We start from the raw sequence: 22024 nt of genomic DNA on the forward strand, positions 1-22024 counted from the left end.
TCTGACACCGGAACGAAAGGGTTCGCAATGGCCGAAAATCCTCTGATCCACGACAGCGATGCAGGTATCGAGCGCCTGTTGGAAATCATGCGCCGTCTGCGTGACCCGCAAACAGGCTGCCCGTGGGATATCGAACAGGATTTTGCCTCCATCGCCCCCTACACGATCGAAGAGGCCTATGAGGTCGCCGATGCCATCGAGCGCGAAGCCTATGATGAGCTGAAAGGCGAGCTGGGCGACCTGCTGTTCCAGTCGGTTTTTCACGCACAAATGGCCGAAGAAGCCGGGCATTTCACCTTTCAGGACGTGGTGCAGACCATGTCGGACAAGATGGTCGACCGTCACCCGCATGTATTTGGCGATGAATCCCGCCATAAATCAGCGGACCAGCAGACCGTGGATTGGGAAACCATCAAGGCGGCAGAGCGCGCCGGCAAGGAACAGAAAGGCGCGCTGGACGGTGTCGCGGCCAACCTGCCTGCCTTATTGCGCGCGCACAAGCTGCAGAAACGTGCGGCCCGCGTGGGGTTTGACTGGCCTGATGCCAGCCATGTGCTGGCCAAGATCACGGAAGAGGCTGCAGAGCTGGAGGAAGCGCGCAATGCTAAGGACGCAGACGCGCTGGAGGATGAATTCGGCGATCTTCTGTTCGTGATGGTCAATCTGGGCCGTCATCTGGGCATCGAACCCGAGGCCGCCCTGCGCCGCACCAATGCCAAGTTTACCCGCCGGTTCGAGCAGGTCGAGGCGCGGCTGGCTGCGCGCGGTAAAACACCATCTCAAAGCGATCTCGAAGAAATGGATGCGCTGTGGGACGAGGTCAAAATTGAAGAGCACCGCGCCAATGGCAAACTCCCGCCGGTAGGTGCGACGACCGAGGTCTGAAACCGCTGGACAAGCGTGGTGACACTTGCGAGTGTCCGCGCTTCAATACCCCGGAGGCAAAGCATGGCACCGCGCAAGATCATCATCGACACCGATCCCGGGCAGGACGACGCAGTCGCCATCTTGCTGGCATTGGCAAGCCCGGAAGAGATTGATGTTCTGGGCATTACCGCCGTTGCGGGGAATGTACCGCTGGAACTGACGGCCAAGAATGCGCGGATCGTCTGTGAACTGGCCGGCCACACGCATATCCCTGTTTATGCCGGGTGTGATCGCCCGCTAAACCGCCCTCTGGTCACCGCAGAACATGTGCACGGCAAGACCGGCCTCGATGGTCCCATCCTGCCTGATCCGGAAATGCCGCTGGCTGACGGGCACGCGGTCGACTTCATCATCGACACCCTGCGCGCACATGAGCCGGGAACCGTCACACTTTGCCCGCTCGGCCCGCTGACCAACATCGCATCCGCCTTTCAAAAAGCGCCAGACATTGTTGATCGGGTACAAGAAATCGTTCTGATGGGCGGTGCGTATTTTGAGGTTGGCAACATCACTCCAGCGGCGGAATTCAACATCTATGTTGATCCCGAAGCTGCTGATATCGTGTTTAAATCCGGCGTTCATGTCGTCGTTATGCCGCTAGACGTGACCCATGATGCGCTGGTCACGAAACATCGCAATGACGCCTTCCGCGCGCTCGACAGTAAGGTCGGGCATGCCGTGGCCGAGATGACGGAATTCTTCGAACGATTCGATATAGAGAAATACGGCTCGGAAGGCGCGCCGCTGCACGACCCGTGCGTGACCGCCTATCTGATCCGGCCGGAGCTGTTCTCGGGCCGACACATCAACGTCCAGATCGAAACGCAGTCCGAACTGACGATGGGTATGACCGTCGCTGATTGGTGGCGCGTGACAGACCACCCGCCCAATGCATTGTTCATTGGGGAAATCGACGCTGACGGTTTCTTTGCCCTGCTGACCGAACGGCTGGCCCGGCTATGAGCGCCGCACTTCGCCTTGCGCGCCCCGAAGATCTGGATCGCCTGATGGGCCTGGTGACCGCGTTCCACACCGAAGCCGGGATCGCGCAGGACATGGACCAGACCCGCAATGCGCTGACCCCCTTGCTAGAGGGTATTCCCCACGGTTGCGTCTACCTGATCGGTCCAGGACGTGCGCCGCTGGGCTACGTCATCCTGACCTTCGGCTGGTCGGTCGAATTTGGCGGCATGGACGGCTTCATAGACGAAATCTACATCCGCCCAGCCGTACGCGGCCGTGGCATCGCCACCGAAGTGTTGCTTGACCTGCCAAAAGCTCTGGCCGAGGCCGGTCTGACCGCCCTTCACCTAGAAGTCGATCGCACGAACGAGGCCGCGCATAAACTGTACTTGCGCACCGGCTTCAAACCGCGCGATCGCTATGTCTTGATGAGCCGAACGCTCTAAATCGGTCAGATACTTACGGGCGTCGCCGCCCGTCCCCCCGTGAATGCCCTAGCGGGCTTCACCGCGATACATGTAGGTCGGCGATTCCATTGCCAAAACCGGGTCACTTGCGGACACCGCCTCCCCGGTGATCGGATAAGTACCCGGCCCCGCACAGGCCGCCAAAAATACAGTGCTGATCACTGAAGCTACGAGAAGGATTTTCGAACCAGTCATGTCGTTCCCCTTTCTGTAATGCAGGCACATTACGAGACACCGGGATCGGACAAATAGGTAAAAGTTCACACAAAATTGAATTTATGTAGGTATATTTCTAACAAGTTTGATTTTTACAAGCGAAAACAGCACGTAAGGCTTTGAAAAAAAATCACTCAATTTGCGAGTTTTCTGCCTGAGCACCGGACAAAGGCATCTCAAAAAACAATAATGTGTCTTTCGCGATCTCCGGAATCTCGGAATATGCGTCGCGCAGTTGGAAGCCCATCGACAGGTACAGACGCGTTGCCGATTCCAATGGTTTGCCCGTGTCCATGCGAATACAGTCGAACCCCTGTTTTCGGCACTGTTCAATCAAGGACATCATGACCGCAAATCCTGCCCCTGTCCCTCGGGCGGCGTCATTTACAAACACCCGTTTAATTTCGGCAATGCCCGGCCCGATTGTCCGGAACATTCCGCACCCAACGGCATGTCCATCCTTTAGTACCAGCCGTACACCACCGCCCGGTGGGGCGTGTTCGACTTCGATCTCGTCCATCAACCGGGCATAAACGGCGCGGGGATAAAAGGTTTTTACGACGCGCACGGACTTGGCGTCCAACGTCAGCAGGAAGTCGCGATATTCCCAACACAAACGCCGAACCTCATCAAAGTGGTCCGGCGTTTCAGCTTCGATAACTTTAAGCAAAACACGATCCTCGAAAAACACGAGGATCAGTCTAGCATTATTGATCTCAGTTGCGAAGGATTGACGCGCCTGCGTATTCCGCGACTTCACCCAGCGATTCCTCGATACGGATCAGCTGATTATACTTGGCCAACCGGTCCGACCGCGCCAGAGAGCCGGTTTTGATCTGACCGCAGTTGGTCGCAACCGCCAGATCGGCGATGGTCGCGTCTTCGGTTTCGCCAGAGCGGTGCGACATGACGTTGGTGTAGCCTGCGCGGTGCGCCATATCGACGGCGCGCAGCGTTTCGGTCAACGATCCGATCTGGTTCACCTTGACCAGCATCGAGTTGGCGCAACCACGCTCGATCCCTTCGGCCAGACGCGCCGGGTTGGTTACAAACAGGTCGTCCCCCACCAGTTGGACTTTATCGCCTATGGCGTCGGTCAGGGCTTTCCAGCCGTCCCAGTCATCCTCGGACATACCGTCTTCGATCGATATGATCGGATAGTCTTTGACCAAAGCCGCCAGATACTCGGCGTTTTCCTCGGACGTCAGCGAGATGTTCTCGCCCGACAGGACATATTTGCCATCTTTGAAGTATTCGGTCGCCGCGCAATCCAGCGCCAGATGGATTTCCTCACCCGGCTTGTAGCCTGCCTTTTCAATAGACTGCAGGATGAAATCCAGTGCTTCGCGGGTCGATGCGATATTGGGGGCAAAGCCGCCCTCGTCGCCAACACCGGTGGCCAGACCAGCCGCCGACAACTCACGTTTCAGCGTGTGGAACACCTCGGAGCCCATGCGCACGGCTTCGCGGATATTCGCGGCCGAGGTCGGCATGATCATGAATTCCTGAATGTCGATCGGGTTGTCGGCATGCTCACCACCGTTGATGATGTTCATCATCGGAACCGGCAATACACGGGCCGAGGTGCCGCCGACATAACGGTACAAAGGTTGCGTCGTGAAATCCGCTGCGGCCTTTGCCGTGGCCAATGAGACCCCCAAAATGGCGTTAGCGCCCAGACGGCTCTTGTTCTCGGTCCCGTCCAGTTCGATCATCGCACCGTCGATGGCCACCTGTTCGGTCGCGTCATAGCCGACCAGTTCTTCGGCGATCTCACCGTTCACAGCGGCGACAGCTTCAAGCACACCCTTGCCCATATAGCGGGATTTATCACCGTCACGCTTTTCCACCGCCTCATACGCACCGGTTGACGCACCCGAAGGCACAGCGGCGCGGCCCATGGTGCCGTCTTCCAGAATCACGTCCACTTCGACGGTTGGGTTGCCCCGGCTGTCCAGGATTTCGCGTGCGTGGATGTCGATGATGGTGCTCATGAGGCCCGTCCCTGTGGCTGCATTTAGTTGCATGCCTCATAACATCACCGGGCCAAAAGTAAACCAGTCATGTTACCGCTAACAGGTATATTCATGAGGGTTTAGGGCTAACAGCAACGTGTTTGCGCCAACGTGCGACGATCCGTCAGGCCGCAACCACCATTGCACGCGCCAGCCGGCGTTCGCGAACAAAGGTGTACATGCCAGAGCCGAGGATCAACGCGGCACCGGCCACAGTCATCAAATCAGGCCGTTCGCCAAACATCAACATCCCTGCCGCGATGGAAAACACGAGCCGGCTGTACCGGAAAGGTGTCAGGGCCGAGGCCTCACCGATCCGCATGGCCGTCACGATGCCGTAATATCCCAGGACGCCAAAGCCGATTGCCCCCAGATACGGACCAATCTGGGCGTTCTGCAGCGGGACAATGGGCTGAGCCAAAAATACCATCAGAACCACCCCGGCAAGGGCAACGGCGATATACGCCTGCATGGCAACAACGGACGAGGCCACACGGACGTCCAGCTTGCGTGTGATCAGATCACGTGCGGCGATCGCAATAACGGTCGCCACCACGAACAGCGACTCGGGCTGGAACCCCTCCAGACCCGGACGAATAATCATCAGGACACCGATAAAGCCGATCCCGATGGCGCTCCAACGTCGCCAACCGACTTGCTCGCCCAGAAATAGCGCGGCGCCCATGGTCACGGCCAGCGGCATGGCCTGAAATACGGCGGCAACCGTAGACAACTCGACCAGAGACAACGCAGTGACAAAGGTCAGGGCACCAACCGCTTCTGTCGCTGCCCGCGCCAGCGGCAGGCCTTGCCACGCCACCGGATCTAGGATGCGTTTGCGCGTGGTCAACGACATCGCGACGAATACCAGTCCACATACCAACCCCAATGCGATCATGATCTGGCCCGTAGGGACAGTGACCGACAGATGCTTGATGAACATGTCCTCAAGCGCGAAGGCCGCCATCGATCCGATGATCAGCAAGATGCCGTGTACGTTGTTCATACGCGTGTCCGTTGAAATGGCGCGGGAAATTCCGCGACCTTAAGTCAGCAAAACCGTAACATCGACGACGCCGCAAGCGATATTGCGACATGTTTCATGAATTGCCGTGCGGCACCCAATCGCGTTTCGTGATGAATCAGTCTTGTTCCAGCGGCACGCCGTACAGTTCCAGCCGGTGCCCTTTCAGCTTGTACCCAAGCTTGGCTGCGATCTTTTCCTGCAGAGCCTCGATCTCGGGATCGACAAATTCGATCACTTCCCCCGACTGCATGTCGATCAGATGGTCGTGGTGGTCTCTCTCAGCATCCTCATAGCGGGCGCGCCCATCACCGAATTCCAACCGCTCCAGAATCCCTGCCTCTTCGAACAGCTTTACGGTGCGATAGACCGTGGCAATCGAGATACCAGAATCCACTTTTGAGGCGCGCGCATACAGCTCTTCTACATCCGGATGGTCATCGCTTTGCTGCAACACCTGAGCAATCGTGCGGCGCTGACCCGTCATGCGCAAACCTTTGGCTTCGCAACGGGTGATGATCGTGTCGGACATAGTGACCCTCAGAGTAGTTCGGGTTTCTGTCTTAATACGTCTGCGCCGCTGGCGCCACAGGGGAATTGCGCCTAAGCAACCCGGCGAAGATCAGCCCAGATCGGCAGGTGATCTGATGCGATATGCGCAGGCCGCGCTTTGTGGACGCCATGCACCACGGCCTCAAGCCCAGCGCCCAGCGCGATCCGATCCAGTGCGCCCAGAGGCTGTGCAGCCGGGAAACTGGGAACCGGGGGTAAAAATCGCATGTCGGGTGCAAGATGATCGAGCACTGGCTGGCGCGACCACTCGTTGAAATCTCCGGCCCATACGGTAGGCATCTGATCCAGATCCTCATCGCAGCGCCGGAGCTGGTGAATCTGCTGCCGCCGAGAAGCGGGCAGAAGGCCCAGATGCATCCCCATCACCCGAAGCGGCCCGATCTGGGTATCGAACTCTACCCGCACGGCACCGCGGGGTTCCAACCCAGGCAAATCATGGTGACCGGTCTTGCGCACGTCGATTTTGTCTCCGCGCCAGATGACGGCGTTGCCGTGCCAGCCCAAGCTGCCTGCGCCCCCCAGATCGACAATCTGCCAACCGGCTTCATCCAACATGAAATGCGGTAAGGCCGCGGGTCGCGGCGGCAGCCTTTTGTCGGCCTCTTGCAGCACCACAATATCAGCCTGCATGCCTTCAATGACCTGCATGATGCGCTGCGGTTGGCGGCGAAAATCCAAGCCCACGCATTTCTGGATGTTATAGCTTGCAATCCGCAGGGTTGAATGAGGCGACATAGGGTTCCGATCAAATGGTCGACTCCCAAAGTGCCATGCTGGTTGCGGGGTGCAACCCCAGTCTTTCTAAGGTCGATAAATTAACGCTGATTATCCTGACCATTTGCCCGAAAATTCGGCAGATCGCGAGATCAGGAATGCTGCGCTTGATCAACGGGGTGCCGATACTCTATCCCCGTGGAACGCGTCCAATTGAGGCCTGAAGTGGTTTCCAGCAACACACTCTCGAACAACCGCACCTGGGCAAGCATCGTTCTGGTGATCGGTGGCATGATGTGGGGTCTCTATTGGATCCCCGTTCGGTTTCTCTTTGACCTGGGCCTGACCGGGCCCTGGCCGGGTATTGCGATGTATAGCGTTGCGCTGCTGGGCCTGGTTCCCTTCATCTGGAAAGAGAGAGGGACGCTGGCCCTGCAATGGCGCGATCTGGTGTTCAGCGGAATGTTCACCGGCGCGGCCTTCAGTCTTTATTCCATCAGCCTTGTCTATACGGATGTGGTGCGGTCGATCCTTTTGTTCTACCTCACACCGATCTGGGGCACGATTCTGGGCCGCGTGTTCCTGGGCGAACGCCTGAGTCTGGGGCGGCTTGCAGGTCTTACTTGCGGAGTCGGTGGCCTGTTCGTCGTGTTAGGCGACTCAGGCGGTGTTCCGCTGCCCCAAAACAGCGGCGACTGGATGGCGTTGGCCTCTGGCATGTGCTGGGCGCTGGGTACGTTGGGGCTGTACCGAACCAGCAAGATCTCAGCCTCGGGTCAGGTCTTTGCCTTTGTCGCAGGCGCGCTGATCCTTTCTCTGGTCAGCCTCACGGTCCTGCCCGAACCTGTGTTGCCGACAATTGTGCAGGCGGATCTTCTTTGGACCCTTCAGTTCGTACTGCTGTCGGCCTTCTACACCTTACCCATGGTGTTCATGACAATCTGGCCCGCAACCAAACTGTCCCCTGCCCGCGTTGGCATCCTGCTTATGAGCGAGGTGGTCGTTGGCCTGGCCTCGGCCGCCGCGTTCTCGGGCGAGCCGTTCGGGTTGCGCGAGCTTTTAGGCGCCATCCTGATTGTCAGTGCCGCAGTGCTAGAAATCATACGGGACTAGGCAACGAACCGCTTTGACCTTCAAAGCTACTGTTGGCCTATCCCTTTCGAGTGTTTATCTGTTGCCGAGTTTGTTGCCCTATCAGGACGTTACCAGATGTCGACGCCAAACGCGGAACGTAGAAAACAGCTTGAGGGGCGCGCGCTCGTCGTTGCCATGGGCGGCAACCTGTTCATGGGTGCCGCGGGTATTCTGGCCGGGATCCTGTCGAACTCCAACGCGATCATGATGGACGGGCTGTATTCGCTGGTCGGCTTTGGATCGGCATTCCTTGGCCGTCGTATTAGCCTGAAGATTGATGCAGGCCCCGACAAACGCCGCCCCTTTGGCTATGCAGCGGATGAGGCGATCTTTTCCACCTTCCGCTCTCTGTCTCTGTTAGGACTGGTGCTGTTCGCCATCTCGAACGCGACTAAAAACATCTACAGCTACTACAACGGCATGATGCCTGAACCGCTGATATTCGGACCGATGTTCATCTATTTTGCCGCCATTGGCCTGACCTGTGTTTTACTGTGGGCGTTTCACTATTTCACTTGGCGGAAGACCGGGAAGGCCAGTGCAATCCTGCGGTTGGAATCCAAGGCGGCACTTTTCGATGGCCTGTTCACCGCTGCTGCAGCAATTGGCCTTGGTGCAATATACCTGTTCCGGGATGGTGCCCTATCGGCGATCGCACCCGTCGGTGACTCGATCATCGTACTTTTCCTGTGCATCCTAGCCATCGGATCATATCTGCGCGACTTCCGCGGCGGGCTGGGAGAGTTGGCAAACGCCACCGCCAGCCCAGAACTTCTTGCTGCTGCGCGTCGTGCCTTGCGCCCGGCAATCGCAGAGGACGGTGGCGCATTGCGGGACATGTCCGTAACCAAGCAAGGTCGGACCATTTTGATCACCGTCTACTACAACCCCCTGCGCGCCATCACCGCCGACGAGGTCGACACGCTTAACCTGCGCATGGTCCGCGATGCGCGCAAGGCAATCGACGGGGCGGACGTTTACCTAATGATCTCGCAATACGCCCGCCGTTGGCCGGATGAGGTCAATCCCTATCGTGATGAGGCCTGAGGGGTCAAAATTCAGGTTCCACAGAACGTGGCGTGCACCACTTCGCTGTCGGTCGGCGGACGCTTCAGATCATCCGCATCAGGCTGTTCCTCATAAGGTCGCGCCAATACACTGTTCAGCCTTTGGAACGGCGCATAATCGCCCTGAACGGCAGACTGGATCATCTGCTCAACACGGTGATTGCGCGGAATGAACGCCGGGTTTGCGGCGGACACTACGGCGGATGGGTCCTGCTCACGCCCCAGACGCGCGTTCCACCCTTCGGACCAGGTGTCGTACGCCGTGGGATCGGTGAACTGATCACGTGCGGCATCATCGCCCAGCGCACGGAAGGTGTTGGTAAAATCTGCCTGATTCTGCGCCATGCGTGTCAGCAGGTCCGAGATCAGCTCCAGATCGCCCTCTTCCACGGTCACCAAACCGATCTTGGCGCGGAACCGCTTCAACCAGTGCTCCTGCAGTTGCACAGGCATGGCGTGTACGATCTCGGTCGCCTCTTCAACGGCAGCGTCCTTGTCTTCCATCTGCTGAATCAGTGCCGTCGCCAGTTGTGCCACGTTCCAAACGGCAATGTCGGGCTGGTTGGAAAAAGCATAGCGCCCCATCCGGTCAATCGAGCTGTAGACCGTGTTCGGATGATAGCTGTCCATAAAGGCGCAGGGCCCATAATCGATGGTTTCACCCGCGATTGAGCAATTGTCGGTGTTCATCACCCCATGGATAAAGCCAACACTCATCCATGCCGCGATCAGCCGCGATTGCGCCTCCACCACCGCGCGCAGCAGGCCCATCGGGCCATCCGCGTCAGGATAGTGGCGGTCTATTGCGTATTCCGTCAGGCGGCGCAGGCTGTCCAGTTGGCCACGCGCGGCGAAAACCTGAAATGTCCCGACCCGCAGATGACTTTTCGCCACACGGGTCAGAACCGCACCGGGCATCGGCCCCTCGCGCAGCACAATCTCTCCAGTCTCAACCGCCGCCAGCGCGCGGGTCGTCGGGATGCCCAGCGCATGCATTGCCTCGGACACCACGTATTCCCGCAGCACGGGTCCCAGCCAAGCGCGGCCATCCCCCTGACGGCTGAACGGGGTCGGTCCCGACCCTTTGAGCTGGATATCCCGACGAAGACCATCTGTCCCGATCGTTTCGCCCAGCAGTACAGCGCGGCCGTCGCCAAGCTGCGGGTTATAGTTGCCGAACTGATGTCCCGAATAAAGCTGCGCAATCGGCTCTGCGCCTTCGGGCAGCGTGTTGCCGGCGAAGGCTTCGGCCATCTCCTCTACCTCTCCCGGTGTGACTTTCAAGATCTTGGCCAATTCCGTGTTGAAGGCGATCAGGCGTGGCGCACGAACGGGAATCGGCGCCTGCCGCGCATAAAAGCTGTTGGGAAGGCGGGCGTAGCTGTTATCAAACGGGATGGTCAGGGTCATGCGGCAAACATATTCCTTGCGTACACGAATACCATAGCGGATCGCACCTTCCCGTGCATAATCATCGCAAAAGACAAGAGGCCCCATGACCGCACAAGAGATCATCGACCACCTGAGACTGGAACAACACCCGGAGGGCGGCTGGTTTCGCGAAACCTGGCGCGCAGATAACGAAGGCCGCGCCACCGGCACCTGCATTTATTTCCTGCTGGCCGCTGGTGAAAGCAGCCACTGGCACCGCGTGGATGCGACCGAGATCTGGCTCTACCACGCTGGCGCGCCGCTGATCCTGTCGCTGAGCGCTACGGATGACGGTCCAGCCACCGATCACATCCTAGGCCCCGACCTGTCACAAGGCGCACCGCAACTGATCGTGCCCGAAAACCATTGGCAGGCGGCACGCACCACCGGAGACTATACGTTGGTCAGTTGCTCTGTTTCTCCCGGGTTCCAGTTTGACGGGTTCGAACTGGCGGAGCCAGGGTTCGACATAGCGCGCGGATGATGCATGGATCACCGCGCCCTCATAGCGTCGCTGCCACCTGAGGCCAAAGATCAGCTACAACGGCGCTCGGACGCAGCAGGTCTGCGGCACCTTCTGGGCTACCTGGTGTTACTGTCCGCCACCAGCGCGGGTATCGCCTGGCAGGTCCCGCTCTGGCCGCTCCTGATCCTGCCACAGGGTGTCTTGTTGGTGTTTCTGTTCACGCTCAGCCATGAATGCACCCACAAAACGCCGTTCAAGACCGGCTGGCTGAACGACGCTGTTGGGCATCTTGTTTCAGTCCCGATCGCCCTGCCCTTCACGTGGTTTCGATATTTTCACCTTGCGCACCACAAATGGACGAACCACCCAGAGAAAGACCCCGAGCTTGGCGGCAAGCCACGACCCCAGGACCGGCTGAGCCTGCTGATCTATCTGTCCGGCTGGCCCTATTGGAAAGGCATGGCACTTCTCCTGTTACAAAACGCCTTTGGTCGCATCGACGCCCCGTACCTACCTGCGCGCCAACACGCCGCCATGCGGTCTGAGGCACTTTTGCTGTTGATACTCTACGCGGTCGCAGCCCTAAGCTTGTTCCTGTCACCGCTGCTCTTCTGGCTTTGGATTTTACCGGTTTTACTTGGGCAACCATTCTTGCGCCTCTACCTTCTGGCAGAACACGGCCTGTGTCCGCCAGTCGCCAACATGCTCGAGAACTCGCGCACCACATTCACCAACCGGATCGTGCGTTTTTTGGCCTGGAACATGCCCTATCATGCAGAGCACCACGCGTTTCCGAATGTTCCGTTCCATCAGTTGCCCGCATTGCATCACTGGACACGGGAACATCTGAGATCGACTTCGGACGGATACTCGGAGTTTACGATTGATTATGTACGCAGTGTTAAGCGGCAATCATTCAGCTAGTTGGTTACGAATTGGCTGCTTTGAGCCCATTTTGCCGATTGCTGCAATGTGCACGAATGACCGCTGAACAGGTGCAGGCAAGGACCCAGCATTCGCTTATCAACTAAATGCAATGCTTGATGGATTACTACGGTGTCCCCAAATGCCGAATACTTGGCGAAAATAATCAAACTGGCGGCTGATTAAACATAGCTCCGAATCCAATTTGAAATAGATTTAACCTAACATCGGAGACGCAATCATGACTGATACAGATACAATTTTCTTTGGCTATCATGCTGATCCATCGCGCTCCAGCTCATTGCAGGCTGCTGCCTACACCGAGCGCAAGTGGTTTGACGCAGACCTTTGCGCCATCCTCTCCAAAACTTGGCAATGGGTATGTCATGTTGAGAAAACACGTGAGCCGGGATCTTATGTAGCAGTGGATATTGCCGGCCAACCCATTGCCGTTGTGCGTGACAAAGAGGGTAAGCTTCGTGCCTTTTATAATGTCTGCAAACACCGTGCGCATGAATTGCTGTCGGGCGAAGGCAATACAACGCGGATCATGTGCCCCTATCATGCTTGGGTCTATAAACTTGACGGGCAATTGGCCCGCGCACCACATACCGAAAACCTCGAAGATTTCAGGAAAGACGAGATTTGTCTCGATGCAGTGCAGGTCGAGGAATTTTGCGGCTTTGTTTTCGTCAATTTGGATCCGATGGCAGCTTCTTTGTCAGAACAATCCGGCAACTTGGAAACCGAAGTGCGCCATTGGGCACCGGATGTGGATCAACTCACTTTTGGCCATCGTCTGACCTATGACATCAAATCCAACTGGAAGAACGTCGTGGACAACTTCCTAGAGTGCTATCACTGTCCTACAGCGCACAAAGATTTTTGTGACCTCGTGGATATGGATACCTACAAGGTTACGACCTACGGCATTTACTCCAGCCATATGGCTGACGCGGGCACAAGTCCGAATTCCGCATATGACGTGTCGAATGCCACCGTGAAAACCCATGCGGTTTGGTGGCTCTATCCGACGACCTGCCTGATGCGGTATCCGGGACGGTCAAGCATGATCGTGTTGAACATCATCCCCGTTGGGCCAGATCGGACGCTTGAAACTTACGACTTCTTCCTTGAGACGCCGGAACCCGACGCGATGGAGTTGGACGCAATTCGTTATCTGGACGAAGTTCTTCAGGTCGAAGATATCAGCCTTGTCGAAAGTGTGCAGCGCGGGATGAACACACCTGCGTTCACCCAAGGTCGGATCGTCAATGACCCGGATGGTTCCGGCAAGTCCGAGCACGCCGTACATCACTTCCATGGCTTAGTCCTGGATGCTTACGCAAAAGGTGCTGCGTGACGCGGCCAAACATCCTCGTGATAATGGCGGACCAATTGGCACCGCACTTCACTGGGGCATACGGGCACAAGGTTGCCAAGACACCCCACCTTGATGCGTTAGCCGCGCGCGGCATGCGCTTTGATGCGGCTTACTGCAATTCTCCACTCTGTGCACCTTCACGGTTTGCCTTTATGTCGGGCCAGCACATCAGCCGCATTGCAGCTTACGACAATGCATCCGAGTTCAGAGCATCGGTGCCAACATTTGCGCACTACCTTAAATCGCTAGGCTACCGGACCTGCCTTTCAGGCAAGATGCATTTCGTTGGCCCAGATCAGATGCATGGGTTCGAAGACAGGGTAACAACCGATATCTACCCCGCAGATTTTGCATGGACCCCGGATTGGGAAGCGCCGGATGAGCGGATCGATAAGTGGTATCATAACATGCAAACCGTCAAGGAAAGCGGTTTGGCCCATGCGACCTTCCAGATCGACTATGACGATGAAGTTGGCTTTGCCGCCAATCGCTGGCTCTTCGATGTGGCCCGAGACAAAGCACGTGGGAACGATGCACCCTTTGCGATGGTGGTAAGCTTCATTCACCCGCATGATCCTTACGTTGCGCGGCCCGAATGGTGGAATCTTTATTCGGACGATGAGATCGACATGCCGTCCTTTACACCCGTGACGGAGGATCAGGACCCGTTCTCGCGTCGGTTGATGGATGGGATCGAAGCATCATATGTGCCGCTCAGCGACGAAGAAATCCGTCGCGCGCGTCATGCTTATCTGGCCAATGTCAGCTACTTCGACAGCAAGATCGGGGAGCTGATTCAGACCCTCGAAGAGACGAGCGAGTTGGACAACACCATAGTGTTTGTAACTGCGGATCACGGCGACATGCTGGGCGAACGTGGGCTGTGGTATAAAATGAATTTCTTTGAACACTCTGCGCGCGTTCCACTGGTCATGGCCGGGCCGGGCGTTGCAGTGGGGACAACGCAGAATGCAGTGTCGCTGGTCGATTTGCTGCCGACCTTTATCGATATTGGCGGCGGTAATGAGGCGATGATCGGAGAACCGATCGACGGCCGCAGTCTAATGCCTTTGGCCCGTGGCGAATACGACCCAGTTGATGAAGCCATCGGTGAGTATTGTGCCGAGATGACGGGCTATCCCGTAATCATGATCCGGCGCGGCCCTTTAAAATACATTCATTGCGACAGCGATCCGCCGCAGCTCTACGATCTAAACGCCGACCCGCTGGAAACAAAAAATGTTGCCACAGACCCTGACTATGCTGACCCGGCAGCCCGCTTTGCAGCCGAAGTCGCGGAACGGTGGGACGGTGGTGAATTGCGAAAAAAGATTATCGCCACGCAGAGATCACGCCGCGCGTTACATGCCGCGATGGAAGCAGGTGCCAGCGAGTCATGGGATTACAACCCACCATCTGATGCAAGTCAGCAGTATGTCCGCAACAACTTGGATTGGACGGTGGCCGCTAGTCGCTACCGCTATCCGCCTTTAAAGGATTGAAGCCAATGATGCTGAACGGAAAAATTGCCCTTGTGACCGGCGCGCGCGGTGGCATCGGGCGTGCAATTGTCGCGCGGTTCCTAAAAGAAGGGGCAACAGTATTTGCCGCAGACCTCACACCGGAAGGATCGTTAGACCAGCACGACGAAGATGGCAGTCATTTTGTTAAGCTGGATGTGACTCAAGAGGCAGATTCGGTTGCGGCGATGAATCATGTGCGCGCCACACACGGAAAGTTGGACATCCTGGTGAACGCGGCCGGGATCGAGATCGAAAAAACCGTTGAAGAGACTACGCTGGAGGAATGGAACCAAAGCTTTGCGGTTAATTCCACAGGCACGTTCCTGACCTCGAAATACGCCATCCCATTGATGCGCGAAGCGGCGAAATCAGGCAACAGCGCAAGCCTCATCAATTTTGGCTCCTACGATGGGTTCATTGCTGATCCGGGTCTTGCGGCCTATTGCGCAACCAAAGGTGCAGTACACGCTTTGACCCGCGCAATGGCTTGCGATCATGGCCCCGAAGGTATCCGCGTAAACGCCATCTGCCCCGGCTATATCGATACCCCAATGCTGCAGAGCTTCTTCAACGGAGATGGATCTGGTGGCGGCGGCGGCAATATTGAAACGCTGCAACAGGCCGTGCGCGATGTTCATCCGACGCGCACCTACGGGACGCCACAGGACATTGCAAACCTGGTTAACTGGCTTGCTTCCGACGAAGCACGGTATGCCTCTGGCCAGTTGTGGGTTCTGGACGGGGGGCTGTCTGCACAAGTGCAGCAGATGAAACTCTGATGCCCAAATCCGTCATCATCACCTGCGCACCCACAGGGGGCATCCATACGCCGTCGATGTCACCACATCTGCCGATAACGCCTGCCGAGATCGCGACAGCAAGTATTGAAGCGGCCCAAGCCGGAGCGTCGATCATTCACTTGCATGCACGGCATCCAGAGACCGGCAAACCCGACCCCCGACCCGAGCTGTTTCAGCAATTTTTACCTGTGATCAAACAGTCCACTGATGTGGTGATGAATGTCTCTACCGGCGGCGGTTTGGGTATGTCGATGGATGAGCGCCTGCTGGCGGCGACCTCGACTAGCCCAGAGATGGCATCTCTCAACATGGGTTCCATGAACTTTGGCATCTTTCCGATGCTGCAGAAATACACTGAGTTTCAGCACGATTGGGAACAGCCATTCCTGGAGATGACAGAGGACTTCATCTTTCCCAACACCTTCAAAACAATTCGTTACGCCATTGAAAAACTTGGTGGTGATCATGGCACCAAGTTCGAGTTCGAATGCTATGATCTTGGCCATCTCTACAACGTCAAATGGTTCGTGGATCAAGGCCTGATCAAACCGCCTTTTTTCATTCAGATGGTGTTCGGCATCTTGGGTGGCGTTGGCGCCGATGCAGACCATCTAACCCACATGCACAACACAGCGGACAAGCTGTTCGGGGCAGAGAACTACGAATGGTCTGTCCTTGCCGCTGGCCGTCACCAAATGCCTTTTGCAACCCAAAGTGCATTGCGCGGCGGAAACCTTCGGGTGGGTCTCGAAGACAGCCTGTTCATCGGCAAAGGTGAGTTGGCCAGATCTAACGCGGAGCAGGTCACGCGCATCCGATCAATTATTGAAAACCTTGGCCTAACGGTCGCGACCCCAGCTGAGGCGCGCGTGCGGCTTGCACTTAAGGGCGGCGATCAGGTTGGGTTCTAAGGAGACGCATATGCAGACCAAAATGTTGATCAACGGTGAAATGGTGGAAGGTACCGGGGAAGCCTTGCACATCCTGAACCCTGCAACAGGCGAGACTATAGGCGAAGTAAAAGAGGCCAGCGATGCACAGATCGAGGCGGCCGTGCGCGGCTCTACAGAGGCATTTGAAGCTTTTTCAACCTCGCCCCCTGCAGAACGAGCCGCGATGTTGCTTCACATAGCTGATGTTATCGAGGCGAACAGCCAGGAGTTGGCAGAACTTGAAAGCCTGGATGTGGGAAAGCCTTGGCCATCCGCTCATGATGACGAGATGCCGCTGACGATTGATGTCTTTCGCTTTTTCGCTGGTGCTGCGCGAACCATGATGGGATCTGCTGCTGGCGAATATGTTGCGGGTCATACCTCGATGATCCGGCGTGATCCAATTGGTCCCGTAGCGGCCATAGCGCCTTGGAACTATCCGCTGATGATGGCGTCCTGGAAGATTGCCGCACCAATTGCGGCAGGATGTTCCATTGTGTTGAAACCGTCCGAGATAACGCCCCTATCTACTCTGCGACTTGCAGAATTGTTACAAGATGTTCTGCCAAAAGGCGTGCTAAACGTAATCCATGGTCGCGGGCTCGGCGTGGGGAATGCCCTGATGAACAGCCCACAGATGGAAGGGATCAGTGTAACGGGTTCTCCGGCGACAGGCATGGCTGCAATGCGGGCTGCTTCCCAGAAAATTAAACACGTTCATCTGGAATTGGGCGGCAAGGCACCGGTCATAGTCTTTGATGATGCTGATCTCGATGCTGTGGCCGAGACGATCCGATATGGCAGCTACTTCAATGCCGGTCAGGACTGCGCACAGCCATGCCGCGTGATGGTTGCAGACAGTGTTTACGACAAACTTGTGGCTGCGATTGCCGATCAGGTAGGCCAGATCCAGACAGGTGCACCGAAAGCTGAAGGAACGGAAATGGGCCCGCTTGTCTCTGCAGTTCAGCGGGATCGTGTAGCGGGTTTTGTTGATCGCGCACGCTGCAGCTCTGAAATCGTTTCCGGTGGGGCATCTGGCGAAGTAGACGGCTTTTTCTACCAGCCGACAGTCATCGCTGACGTAGACAATACTGCGGAGATAGCTTGCAACGAGGTGTTTGGACCTGTTGTAACAGTCTCCCGTTTTTCTGACGCAGAAGAGGCGTTGAAGATTGCCAATAACGGGCCTTACGGGTTGGCCTCATCGGTCTGGACACGAGATGTTGGACGCGCGATGCAAATGACATCCAAGCTGCGCTATGGGTTTACGTGGGTAAACACGCATGGGGTCGCGACCCCCGAGATGCCATGGGCCGCTATGAAGGGGTCCGGTACGGGTAGCGATATGTCGGTCTATGCGCTGGATGCTTACACCGCAGTCCGTCACGTTATGGTGGCACACTGATGCGGTTGGCTGGAAAACGTGCCTTTGTCACAGGCGGCAAGCAGGGCATTGGGCGGGGCATCGTTGAGGCGTTCGTGGCTGAAGGGGCCGCTGTCACTACCTGCGGGCGTGGCCCTCAACCCGATGATCTGCCGGAAAACGTAATTTGGTACACGCTGGATGTGTCCGAAGCCGACGCAGTTGCAGAGATCGCCATGACAGTCTGTGGGACTGATATCCTTGTAAACAACGCCGGTGTTCAGGTCGAAAAAACAGTGACCGAAAGCACTGACGCGGATTGGGACTTAGTGATGGGCGTAAATGCGCGAGGCGTTTTTAACTGTTGTCGCGCCTTCATTCCAGAAATGTCGCAAGGTGGCTCGATCATCAACATCGGGTCGATCTCGGGCAATGCCGCGGACCCATCGATGGCGCTCTACAATGCGTCAAAGGCGTTTGTGCATGGGCTGACACGCTCTATCGCAGTGGACCACGGACCAGCGGTGCGCTGCAATGCGATCTGCCCGGGGTGGATTGAAACGGGCATGCTGGACGCAGCGTTCGACCTCGCCCATGACTCGGAAAAAGCTAAATCCGACGCGCTGGCTCGCCACGCGGTCAAACGCTTTGGCAAACCTGCCGATATTGCAGCGATGGCCGTGTGGCTGGCCTCTGACGACTCGTCTTTTGCAACCGGCCAGTTGTTCACGGTGGACGGTGGCCTGACGGCGGCCTCCCCCCTTAATCCGGGACTGTTATGATGTCAGAAATTGAAAGAACCGCCATTCTTGGAGCCGGTGTCATCGGGGCAAGCTGGGCAGCTTTGTTTCTCGCCTCGGGCCGTAGCGTGACGGTCTTTGACCCCGATCCGAATACCGAAGCATCCGTCCGCTCTTATATCGAAAAAGCCTGGCCGACATTGGACGAATTGGATCTCACAGATAGGGCCACACCTGACGCTATCACTTTCGTTTCAACCGCCGAGGCGGCTGTCCAGGGCGCACAATTCGTTCAGGAGAACGTGCCAGAAAGACTGCCAATTAAGCATTCGACCTATGCCGGGATTGAGCCAGAGTTGAACCCTAACGCAATAGTTTCAAGCTCAACTTCCGGCCTGACGCTCGAAGCCTTGCAAGAGGGATGGCGCGATCCTAGCAAATTGATCCTAGGTCATCCATTTAACCCACCGCATCTCATCCCACTGGTCGAATTGACCGTCAACGATTCCACCAGTTCAGATGTTTTGGACCGCACAGAAGCTTTCTACAAAGACATTGGTAAAATCACGATCCGGATCAAGAAAGGCATGCCAGGGCATGTCGCGAACCGTTTGCAAGCCGCAGTTTGGCGCGAGGCCGTTCATATGGCGGTCGAAGGTGTCGCCAGTGTCGAAGACATCGATAAAGCGATGTGGGCTGGTCCGGGACTCCGATGGGCCGTGATGGGTCCCACAACGCTTTTTCACTTGGGTGCAGGCGATGGTGGCCTGCAGGCCTTCTGTGACCATTTCAAAGACACATTCAATGGCTGGTGGGACGACCTGGGCGACCCTCGTCTTGATGAGGATGTCATCAATAAACTGGTCGACGGCATAAAGGATCAGACACAGGGGCAAAGTACCGAAGAGTTATCAGCGCAACGCGACAAGATGCTTACGGCGATGCAAAAAGCTACCCAACACCTTCGGACTTGATGTCAGGTTTGAACATTGGCCAAGCGCGAAACTCGAACGGGGTGCGGCCTTCAATGCGATCCGCACTGGGTGTCAATCCAAATCGTTTGCGGTATGCCCGGCTGAAATGAACCTGTCCATTAAACCCTGATGCTTCCGCAATCTCGCTGAACTTAAGCTCAGTTTGCGTCACTAATCCGCGCGCGCGATCAAGGCGTATGTCGCGGTAATACTCGATCGGTGACTTATGGACATATTGCTGAAACAATCGGCTAAGTTGTCGTTGCGAAATTTTCAACCTCGCTGATATTTCAGGGATCGACAAAGTGGCTTCCAAATGCGCTTCCATCAAGTCGATCGCGTCCCTTACCACCCCAGAGGTGACATACCCCAGCGGCTCTACGTCTTTGGGGTTCTGTGATTGGCCTTCACCCCGCACGTTGTGATGAAAAAGGTATCGAGCAGATGCATTAGCGATACTCTCACCAGCGACAGAATGTATAAACCGCAATCCCAGATCTGTTGCTGCAGAACCCCCGCAACAAGTGAAAATCTTTCCATCCATAACAATCATGTTCTCCGACACGGTGGTGTCATGGGCCGTTTCGGCAAAGGCGTCGATGTGTTCATAGTGAACCGTTGCGGTCTTTCCTTTGAGTAGTCCAGCCGTCGCAAGAACAATCGCGCCGGTATCCAAACCGCCAAGGATCGTTCCACCCGATTCCCATTTCTGTAGGGCTACCTTGAACTGAGGTGTCCCGTGACGCTCAGGTGTCCAACTTGTACTCACCAGAACCATCCAAGGATTGCGCGCCACCACCTCCGCCAATGGGGCAGTGTCAACGACCAAGCCGCTGCTGGATTCAATTGGACCACCAGGGTCTGAGACATAGGTCCAAGAAAATCGAGCCGAACCTGACAGGTAATTTGCTACTCTGAATGGATCCACGAAAGACGTTGTCGCCGAAACATTAAAATGCGAACTCACCAAAACAACTATGTCTAACTTGCGATCTAATGGCTGCGTCATGACCGATTTTGTAAAACAGCGTCCAAAATTGTCAATTATGTTTCGGAATTACGCAAAAAACACCAATGTACTGAGCCAAGCACTGCCTAAGTGCGAAGGCTAGGCCGAGGGGATCAGATCTAAATCAGTTTCTGAAGCTAGAAAGCCGACATTCGATCCACCGCAACGAAGGTTCATTTTGAGCCCAGAGCAGCTTTTTTGAAAGTCAAAACAAACGTCTGAATGATCATCCCTCGGGCTATGGCGATTTATGTTAAGCTTTACAGAAACCAGCAGAGACATAACAGTTCTAAGGAATAGAGATGGAACGCAAATTGGCGACCATACTGGCCACGGATGTTGTTGGTTTCGCGGGGCTGGTTTCGCGCGACGAGAGCGGAACATTGGCCGAGTTGGTACGTCTGGAACGTGAAATCATCCGCATGCAAGTTGAGGCGAACCGAGGCCGTGTTTTCAAGTCTACTGGCGACGGATTCTTGGCTGAGTTCTCAAGCGTTATTGAGGCGGTCAACTGTGCAATTGGCATTCAAAAAGCGTCTGCGCTCGAAGCCCGTCAGTCGAACACGGAAAATGCACTCATCTTGCGTATCGGGGTCTCTCTTGGTGATGTCGTTGTACATGGGGCAGATATATTGGGAGATGGTGTTAATATTGCCGCTCGGCTCGAAGCAATGGCCGAGCCAGGAGGAATAGCGGTCTCCGGCGAAGTGATGGCGCAAATAAATGGTAAGGTAGACATTCCACTTGCGGATTGCGGGCACAAAAAACTGAAAAGCACGGATACTTCAGTCCATGTTTACATGACCCAGTCAAAGCACGGTGAAGAAGGCGGGTTTCTGGATTTCGACAAGGATGAATTGGCAAAGACTATGGAAAAGGGCGGCTGCATTTGTGGAGCCGTCCGGTACGAAGTCAATGCACCAGCGATCAGTACAGGGTATTGCCATTGCAGCTGCTGTAGAAAATTCTCTGGGTCAGCGGTCAATGCGTGGACGGCTTTTCCCGTTTCTGCTGTTCGATTTCTTGATGAAGAGCCCGTGTATTTCGCGACTACGCCAATAGCCAAACGGGGCTTCTGCGCCAAATGCGGAGCAAGCCTGACCTACCAACTCGTTCAGCCGAGGGAAACGGCTTACTTGGTTATGCACACTTCGAGCCTCGATAACCCAGAAAACTTCGCTCCATCGGTCCACTCCGGGATAGAAAGCAAAATGCCTTGGTTCGACATTTTGGATGACTTGCCTCGTACACGGTCAGCAGATTCCAAGGTATTATTGGAGGCATGGTCAAGTGTCGGCTTACCTGACCCGGAAACTTGGGGGCCTCTGGCCAAACCGCCTGAAGTTTTCTAGAACCCGCGCGATGTCGGCTTTGT

23 protein-coding genes are annotated in these 22024 nt (G+C 56.1%); 15 read left to right on the forward strand and 8 right to left on the reverse strand.

Annotation, left to right across the window (positions count from 1 at the left end; genetic code table 11):
* The first annotated feature begins 27 nt into the window (after nt 1-27).
* The 3 genes from mazG to AC2FJF_RS04030 all read left to right on the forward strand — a co-directional run bounded on the left by mazG (nt 28) and on the right by AC2FJF_RS04030 (nt 2336).
* Complete coding sequence (mazG, locus tag AC2FJF_RS04020) at nt 28-885, forward strand: nucleoside triphosphate pyrophosphohydrolase (protein WP_496723851.1); 858 nt, start codon at nt 28-30, stop codon at nt 883-885.
* A 63-nt stretch (nt 886-948) separates the two neighbouring features.
* Nucleotides 949-1890: a nucleoside hydrolase gene (locus tag AC2FJF_RS04025; RefSeq protein WP_496723162.1), complete on the forward strand. Its 942-nt coding sequence runs from the start codon at nt 949-951 to the stop codon at nt 1888-1890.
* A complete protein-coding gene (locus AC2FJF_RS04030) occupies nt 1887-2336 on the forward strand; it encodes a GNAT family N-acetyltransferase (RefSeq protein WP_496723166.1) in 450 nt (149 codons plus the stop codon). Before AC2FJF_RS04025 ends, AC2FJF_RS04030 begins: the two co-directional genes overlap by 4 nt.
* 48 nt (nt 2337-2384) lie before the next feature.
* Here the strand turns inward: AC2FJF_RS04030 and AC2FJF_RS04035 are convergent, their stop codons facing one another.
* The 6 genes from AC2FJF_RS04035 to AC2FJF_RS04060 all read right to left on the reverse strand — a co-directional run bounded on the left by AC2FJF_RS04035 (nt 2385) and on the right by AC2FJF_RS04060 (nt 6920).
* The gene (locus AC2FJF_RS04035) at nt 2385-2552 is read right to left on the reverse strand and encodes a hypothetical protein (RefSeq protein ID WP_199528541.1); all 168 of its coding nucleotides are present in this window, start codon (nt 2550-2552) and stop codon (nt 2385-2387) included.
* 151 nt (nt 2553-2703) lie between these two features.
* Nucleotides 2704-3333 (reverse strand): GNAT family N-acetyltransferase, encoded by a 630-nt coding sequence (locus AC2FJF_RS04040; RefSeq protein WP_496723169.1) that lies wholly within the window; start codon nt 3331-3333, stop codon nt 2704-2706.
* Nucleotides 3290-4567, reverse strand: a complete 1278-nt coding sequence (eno, locus tag AC2FJF_RS04045; RefSeq protein WP_496723170.1) for a phosphopyruvate hydratase — start codon at nt 4565-4567, stop codon at nt 3290-3292. Before eno ends, AC2FJF_RS04040 begins: the two co-directional genes overlap by 44 nt.
* Before the next feature lie 145 nt (nt 4568-4712).
* Nucleotides 4713-5594 (reverse strand): DMT family transporter, encoded by an 882-nt coding sequence (locus AC2FJF_RS04050; protein WP_496723172.1) that lies wholly within the window; start codon nt 5592-5594, stop codon nt 4713-4715.
* A gap of 136 nt (nt 5595-5730) precedes the next feature.
* The gene (locus tag AC2FJF_RS04055; protein ID WP_496723174.1) at nt 5731-6144 is read right to left on the reverse strand and encodes a Fur family transcriptional regulator; all 414 of its coding nucleotides are present in this window, start codon (nt 6142-6144) and stop codon (nt 5731-5733) included.
* A gap of 71 nt (nt 6145-6215) precedes the next feature.
* Nucleotides 6216-6920: an endonuclease/exonuclease/phosphatase family protein gene (locus AC2FJF_RS04060; protein WP_496723176.1), complete on the reverse strand. Its 705-nt coding sequence runs from the start codon at nt 6918-6920 to the stop codon at nt 6216-6218.
* Between the two features lie 204 nt (nt 6921-7124).
* Between AC2FJF_RS04060 and AC2FJF_RS04065 the strand changes: the two genes are divergently transcribed.
* Together AC2FJF_RS04065 and AC2FJF_RS04070 are read left to right on the forward strand one after the other, a co-directional pair.
* On the forward strand, nt 7125-8012 hold the full coding sequence (locus AC2FJF_RS04065; protein WP_496723178.1) for a DMT family transporter: 888 nt from the start codon (nt 7125-7127) through the stop codon (nt 8010-8012).
* Between the two features lie 96 nt (nt 8013-8108).
* Nucleotides 8109-9080, forward strand: coding sequence for a cation efflux transmembrane domain-containing protein (locus tag AC2FJF_RS04070; RefSeq protein ID WP_496723180.1), 972 nt, complete (start codon nt 8109-8111; stop codon nt 9078-9080).
* Nucleotides 9081-9091: 11 nt separating this feature from the next.
* On the opposite strand, the gene AC2FJF_RS04075 is transcribed toward AC2FJF_RS04070, so the two are convergent.
* Nucleotides 9092-10510, reverse strand: coding sequence for a protein adenylyltransferase SelO (locus AC2FJF_RS04075; RefSeq protein WP_496723182.1), 1419 nt, complete (start codon nt 10508-10510; stop codon nt 9092-9094).
* A gap of 85 nt (nt 10511-10595) precedes the next feature.
* Between AC2FJF_RS04075 and AC2FJF_RS04080 the strand changes: the two genes are divergently transcribed.
* The 9 genes from AC2FJF_RS04080 to AC2FJF_RS04120 all read left to right on the forward strand — a co-directional run bounded on the left by AC2FJF_RS04080 (nt 10596) and on the right by AC2FJF_RS04120 (nt 19640).
* Entirely contained in the window at nt 10596-11015 is a 420-nt protein-coding gene (locus AC2FJF_RS04080) for a cupin domain-containing protein (protein ID WP_496723185.1), read from the forward strand.
* A 3-nt stretch (nt 11016-11018) separates the two neighbouring features.
* Nucleotides 11019-11921 (forward strand): fatty acid desaturase, encoded by a 903-nt coding sequence (locus AC2FJF_RS04085; RefSeq protein ID WP_496723187.1) that lies wholly within the window; start codon nt 11019-11021, stop codon nt 11919-11921.
* 241 nt (nt 11922-12162) lie between these two features.
* A complete protein-coding gene (locus AC2FJF_RS04090) occupies nt 12163-13284 on the forward strand; it encodes an aromatic ring-hydroxylating oxygenase subunit alpha (RefSeq protein ID WP_496723189.1) in 1122 nt (373 codons plus the stop codon).
* A gap of 23 nt (nt 13285-13307) precedes the next feature.
* On the forward strand, nt 13308-14807 hold the full coding sequence (gene betC / locus AC2FJF_RS04095; RefSeq protein WP_496723191.1) for a choline-sulfatase: 1500 nt from the start codon (nt 13308-13310) through the stop codon (nt 14805-14807).
* A 5-nt stretch (nt 14808-14812) separates the two neighbouring features.
* The gene (locus tag AC2FJF_RS04100) at nt 14813-15607 is read left to right on the forward strand and encodes an SDR family NAD(P)-dependent oxidoreductase (protein ID WP_496723193.1); all 795 of its coding nucleotides are present in this window, start codon (nt 14813-14815) and stop codon (nt 15605-15607) included.
* The gene (gene kce / locus AC2FJF_RS04105) at nt 15607-16539 is read left to right on the forward strand and encodes a 3,5-dioxohexanoate:acetyl-CoA acetone transferase (protein ID WP_496723195.1); all 933 of its coding nucleotides are present in this window, start codon (nt 15607-15609) and stop codon (nt 16537-16539) included. Before AC2FJF_RS04100 ends, kce begins: the two co-directional genes overlap by 1 nt.
* 10 nt (nt 16540-16549) lie before the next feature.
* Nucleotides 16550-17968 (forward strand): gamma-aminobutyraldehyde dehydrogenase, encoded by a 1419-nt coding sequence (locus tag AC2FJF_RS04110; protein WP_496723197.1) that lies wholly within the window; start codon nt 16550-16552, stop codon nt 17966-17968.
* Nucleotides 17968-18708 (forward strand): SDR family NAD(P)-dependent oxidoreductase, encoded by a 741-nt coding sequence (locus AC2FJF_RS04115; protein WP_496723200.1) that lies wholly within the window; start codon nt 17968-17970, stop codon nt 18706-18708. The genes AC2FJF_RS04110 and AC2FJF_RS04115 overlap by 1 nt, the downstream gene beginning before the upstream one ends.
* Entirely contained in the window at nt 18708-19640 is a 933-nt protein-coding gene (locus tag AC2FJF_RS04120) for a 3-hydroxyacyl-CoA dehydrogenase NAD-binding domain-containing protein (RefSeq protein WP_496723203.1), read from the forward strand. Before AC2FJF_RS04115 ends, AC2FJF_RS04120 begins: the two co-directional genes overlap by 1 nt.
* On the opposite strand, the gene AC2FJF_RS04125 is transcribed toward AC2FJF_RS04120, so the two are convergent.
* The gene (locus AC2FJF_RS04125) at nt 19618-20649 is read right to left on the reverse strand and encodes a GlxA family transcriptional regulator (RefSeq protein WP_496723205.1); all 1032 of its coding nucleotides are present in this window, start codon (nt 20647-20649) and stop codon (nt 19618-19620) included. The two genes, AC2FJF_RS04120 and AC2FJF_RS04125, sit on opposite strands and share 23 nt — an antisense overlap.
* Before the next feature lie 302 nt (nt 20650-20951).
* On the opposite strand from AC2FJF_RS04125, the gene AC2FJF_RS04130 reads away from it, so the two are divergent.
* Nucleotides 20952-22001 (forward strand): GFA family protein, encoded by a 1050-nt coding sequence (locus AC2FJF_RS04130; protein WP_496723208.1) that lies wholly within the window; start codon nt 20952-20954, stop codon nt 21999-22001.
* Nucleotides 22002-22024: the final 23 nt, after the last annotated feature.

Source organism: Ruegeria sp. CDSB013 (assembly GCF_059611165.1).

Bases quoted from the DNA above. Each gene is read 5' to 3' on its own strand.
- AC2FJF_RS04125 (WP_496723205.1), bottom strand. From the start codon at position 20,649: ATGACGCAGCCATTAGATCGCAAGTTAGACATAGTTGTTTTGGTGAGT.
- mazG (WP_496723851.1), top strand. From the start codon at position 28: ATGGCCGAAAATCCTCTGATCCACGACAGCGATGCAGGTATCGAGCGC.
- AC2FJF_RS04120 (WP_496723203.1), top strand. From the start codon at position 18,708: ATGTCAGAAATTGAAAGAACCGCCATTCTTGGAGCCGGTGTCATCGGG.
- AC2FJF_RS04070 (WP_496723180.1), top strand. From the start codon at position 8,109: ATGTCGACGCCAAACGCGGAACGTAGAAAACAGCTTGAGGGGCGCGCG.
- AC2FJF_RS04075 (WP_496723182.1), bottom strand. From the start codon at position 10,510: ATGACCCTGACCATCCCGTTTGATAACAGCTACGCCCGCCTTCCCAAC.
- AC2FJF_RS04080 (WP_496723185.1), top strand. From the start codon at position 10,596: ATGACCGCACAAGAGATCATCGACCACCTGAGACTGGAACAACACCCG.
- AC2FJF_RS04030 (WP_496723166.1), top strand. From the start codon at position 1,887: ATGAGCGCCGCACTTCGCCTTGCGCGCCCCGAAGATCTGGATCGCCTG.
- AC2FJF_RS04130 (WP_496723208.1), top strand. From the start codon at position 20,952: ATGGAACGCAAATTGGCGACCATACTGGCCACGGATGTTGTTGGTTTC.
- AC2FJF_RS04025 (WP_496723162.1), top strand. From the start codon at position 949: ATGGCACCGCGCAAGATCATCATCGACACCGATCCCGGGCAGGACGAC.
- AC2FJF_RS04055 (WP_496723174.1), bottom strand. From the start codon at position 6,144: ATGTCCGACACGATCATCACCCGTTGCGAAGCCAAAGGTTTGCGCATG.
- AC2FJF_RS04060 (WP_496723176.1), bottom strand. From the start codon at position 6,920: ATGTCGCCTCATTCAACCCTGCGGATTGCAAGCTATAACATCCAGAAA.
- AC2FJF_RS04100 (WP_496723193.1), top strand. From the start codon at position 14,813: ATGATGCTGAACGGAAAAATTGCCCTTGTGACCGGCGCGCGCGGTGGC.
- kce (WP_496723195.1), top strand. From the start codon at position 15,607: ATGCCCAAATCCGTCATCATCACCTGCGCACCCACAGGGGGCATCCAT.
- AC2FJF_RS04090 (WP_496723189.1), top strand. From the start codon at position 12,163: ATGACTGATACAGATACAATTTTCTTTGGCTATCATGCTGATCCATCG.
- AC2FJF_RS04110 (WP_496723197.1), top strand. From the start codon at position 16,550: ATGCAGACCAAAATGTTGATCAACGGTGAAATGGTGGAAGGTACCGGG.
- betC (WP_496723191.1), top strand. From the start codon at position 13,308: ATGGCGGACCAATTGGCACCGCACTTCACTGGGGCATACGGGCACAAG.
- AC2FJF_RS04035 (WP_199528541.1), bottom strand. From the start codon at position 2,552: ATGACTGGTTCGAAAATCCTTCTCGTAGCTTCAGTGATCAGCACTGTA.
- AC2FJF_RS04115 (WP_496723200.1), top strand. From the start codon at position 17,968: ATGCGGTTGGCTGGAAAACGTGCCTTTGTCACAGGCGGCAAGCAGGGC.
- eno (WP_496723170.1), bottom strand. From the start codon at position 4,567: ATGAGCACCATCATCGACATCCACGCACGCGAAATCCTGGACAGCCGG.
- AC2FJF_RS04050 (WP_496723172.1), bottom strand. From the start codon at position 5,594: ATGAACAACGTACACGGCATCTTGCTGATCATCGGATCGATGGCGGCC.
- AC2FJF_RS04085 (WP_496723187.1), top strand. From the start codon at position 11,019: ATGGATCACCGCGCCCTCATAGCGTCGCTGCCACCTGAGGCCAAAGAT.